The 2,835-nt window shown below is 65.5% G+C and carries 3 protein-coding genes and 1 pseudogene; 1 reads left to right on the top strand and 3 read right to left on the bottom strand.

Features of this window, described 5'->3' with window-relative positions; translation table 11 throughout:
* The 3 genes from KZA10_RS11360 to KZA10_RS11350 form a co-directional block, all read right to left on the bottom strand.
* Positions 1-640, bottom strand: a 640-nt coding sequence (locus KZA10_RS11360) for a carbohydrate ABC transporter permease (RefSeq protein WP_218682937.1), incomplete at its 3' end; no start/stop codon positions are given.
* The gene (locus tag KZA10_RS11355) at positions 637-1,611 is read right to left on the bottom strand and encodes a carbohydrate ABC transporter permease (protein WP_017828170.1); all 975 of its coding nucleotides are present in this window, start codon (positions 1,609-1,611) and stop codon (positions 637-639) included. The genes KZA10_RS11360 and KZA10_RS11355, both read right to left, overlap by 4 nt.
* Before the next feature lie 15 nt (positions 1,612-1,626).
* The gene (locus KZA10_RS11350) at positions 1,627-2,532 is read right to left on the bottom strand and encodes an extracellular solute-binding protein (protein ID WP_308289654.1); all 906 of its coding nucleotides are present in this window, start codon (positions 2,530-2,532) and stop codon (positions 1,627-1,629) included.
* On the opposite strand from KZA10_RS11350, the pseudogene KZA10_RS11345 reads away from it, so the two are divergent.
* A pseudogene (locus tag KZA10_RS11345) lies at positions 2,464-2,703 on the top strand (DNA methyltransferase); the annotation flags it as partial. The gene KZA10_RS11350 and the pseudogene KZA10_RS11345 overlap by 69 nt on opposite strands.
* Between the last annotated feature and the right edge of the window lie 132 nt (positions 2,704-2,835).

Here is a 2,835-nt window from a genome sequence, read left to right as displayed (position 1 = left end):
TCGCGAAGATGAACTCGTTCCACGCCGTGATGAAGCTGAAGATGCTGGTCGCTACGAGGCCGGGCATGACGAGCGGCAGCAGCACCGAGCGGAACATGCGCCACCAGCTCGCACCGTCGATGTACGCGGCCTCTTCGAGCTCGACCGGGACGGCGGCCACGAAGCCGCGCAGCATCCAGATCCCGAAGGCGAGCGACAGTGCGACGTAGACGACCATCAGGCCGAGGATGCTGTTGAGCAGCCCCAGGCTCTTGACCTGCAGGAACAGCGGGATGACGAGCGCCTCGAGCGGCACCATCTGCACGATCAGGATCATCATCAGGATCGTGGTGCGGAACTTGAACTTGAACCGTGCGACGGCGACGGCGGCGAGCAGACACACGAGCGCACTCACGAGCACGGTGACCAGCGCCACGATCGCCGAGTTGCGCAGGTACGTGCCGAATCCGCCGTCGGTGAGCACGAACGCGAAGTTGTCCCACGTGAACTCCTGCGGGAGCAGCGACTGTCCACCGCTGGAGGCCTTGCCGTCGAAGGCACTGGAGACCATCCAGTAGACGGGGAACAGCGTGAAGATCAGGACCGCGGCGACCGCGATTCCGATTCCGATGCGGGAGCGGAGCCTCGGGCGCGGGTTCACAGCTCGTCCTCCTTCATGAGGGAGCGGATGTAGACGATCGTGATGCCGATCAGGACGAGCGTGAGCAGCACGGCGAGCGCCGCACCGAAGCCGTAGCGGTTCTGACCGAAGGACTCCACGTACGACCAGACGCCGAGGTTCAGCACCTGACGGTTGCCACCGCCACCGCCGGGCATCAGGTACACCTGGGCGAAGACCTTGAAGTCCCAGATCGTCGACAGGATGATCACGACCGAGAAGACGGGCTTGAGCGTGGGGAAGATGATCTTCCAGAATCGGCGCCAGGCGCCGGCGCCGTCGAGGGCTGCAGCCTCGAGCATCTCCTTCGAGACGCCGAGCAGTCCCGCGAGCACCGTGATGGCGACGAACGGGAATCCGTGGTGCACCACGTTCAGGAGCACGATGGCGTAGAACGACCACTGGTTCGTGAACCAGTTGACCGGGTCGTCCATGAGACCGAGGTCACGCAGCACGGCGTTGAAGATGCCGCGGTCGGCATCGAAGATGAAGGTCCAGACGTAGGTGCCGGTCACGGCGGGCATCGCCCAGGCGACCATGATGCAGCTGGAGACGATGACGCGCCAGGTGGTGCCCAGACGCGCGAGCAGCAGAGCCACGAGCGTGCCCACGGCGACGGTGACGAACACCGCCACGGCGGCGAAGCCGACCGTGTTGGGCAGCACCACCGTCCAGAGAGTCGGGTTGGTGAGCGCCTCGACGTAGTTGTCGAGACCGATCCAGTTGTTCTCCCCGGTGTTGATCTCGCGCAGGCCGTAGTCCTGCAGCGAGTAGATGAACACCTGGATGAGCGGCCAGAGCATGAGCACCGCGAGGATGGCCAGCCCGGGCGCGAGAAGGAGCCAGGGGCGGGCCGCGACGATCGAGAGACCGCGTCGCTTCCGGCCGCCGGCCACGGAGGCGGAGGTGGACTCCGCCTTCGTGGCCGGCAGTGGCGCTTGCACCATCGACATGGAAGGAGTGCTTCCTTACTTCTGGTTGAGCAGTTCGGTCATCTCGGCTGCGGCGTCCTTCGTCGCAGTCGCGACGTCCTTCTGCCCGCTGAGGATGGCCTGGATCATGGAGTTGGTCGTCTTCTTCGCCTGCACGGCGCCGAAGTTCGGGGTGACCGGGACGGATGCGCCGCCGTCGACCATCTGCTCGGCGAAGGGTGCGACCAGCGGGTCGGTCGAGGCCAGTGCCTCTTCCATCGCGGACTGGACGCCCGGGAAGTACCCGGTCTCGTTCGACCACTGCTCGGCGAACTCGCCGGTGGACATGAGCTTGACGAACTCCCACGCCAGGTCGGCGTTCTTGGTCGTGTTGAAGACCGAGAGGTGCGATCCGCCGAGCACGGAGGGGGCGATGCCGCCGTCTTCACCCGGGATGACTGCTGCGCCGATCTTGCCGTCGAGGTCGGGGTTTGCCTCGATGAGAGACTTCGGCGTCCACGAGCCCGAGAGCATCATGGCGACGTTGCCCTGCGTGAACGCGTCGCGGAGGTCGGTCTCCTTCCAGGTGGTGGCACCTGCGGAGGAGAAGCCGTGCTCGGTGGCCAGGCCCGTGTAGAACTCGATGCCCGCCTGCGATTCCTTGCTGTCGAGCTCGCTCGTCCAGGTCTTGCCGTCCTTCGTGGCGATCTCGCCGCCGGCGCCCCAGACCCAGGGGTAGACCTGGAACTCGGCGTCACCGGGGACGGGGAAGGGGAGCATGTCGGGCTTGGCGGCCTTGATGGCCTCACCCGCGGCGACGATGTCGTCCCACGTCTTCGGAGCCTCGAGTCCGCTCGCTCGTGTACCGCGCCGACGTGTTCGAGGAGCTCGGACTCGAGGCTCATGCCTCGGCTCGAGGAGGCGTGGCGGCTGCTCGCCGACGACGGCACCCTCTATCTGCACCTCGACTATCGGGAGGCGCACTACGCGAAGGTCATGCTCGACGCGGTGTTCGGGCGGGACTGCTTCCTCAACGAGCTGATCTGGGCGTACGACTACGGCGCCAAGTCGCGCAGTCGCTGGCCCACCAAGCACGACACGATCCTGGTCTACGTCAAGAATCCGCGCGAGTACGTCTTACCTGGACCACGAGATCGACCATCCCGATAGTGTCACGAACCTGTTCCGCAGGCTCTTGGGGGACTCATAGGCATTCGCCTGAAGCGGGGCGCCTGCTCACCGATACTCCGGCCCGTGACGTCACAG

It is taken from the genome of Microbacterium sp. BF1 (genome assembly GCF_019279095.1).
In the GTDB taxonomy this organism is placed as follows: Bacteria; Actinomycetota; Actinomycetes; order Actinomycetales; family Microbacteriaceae; genus Microbacterium; species Microbacterium maritypicum.
This window is presented reverse-complemented; position numbering and strand designations above follow the sequence as displayed.

Bases quoted from the DNA above. Each gene is read 5' to 3' on its own strand.
- KZA10_RS11355 (WP_017828170.1), bottom strand. From the start codon at position 1,611: ATGTCGATGGTGCAAGCGCCACTGCCGGCCACGAAGGCGGAGTCCACC.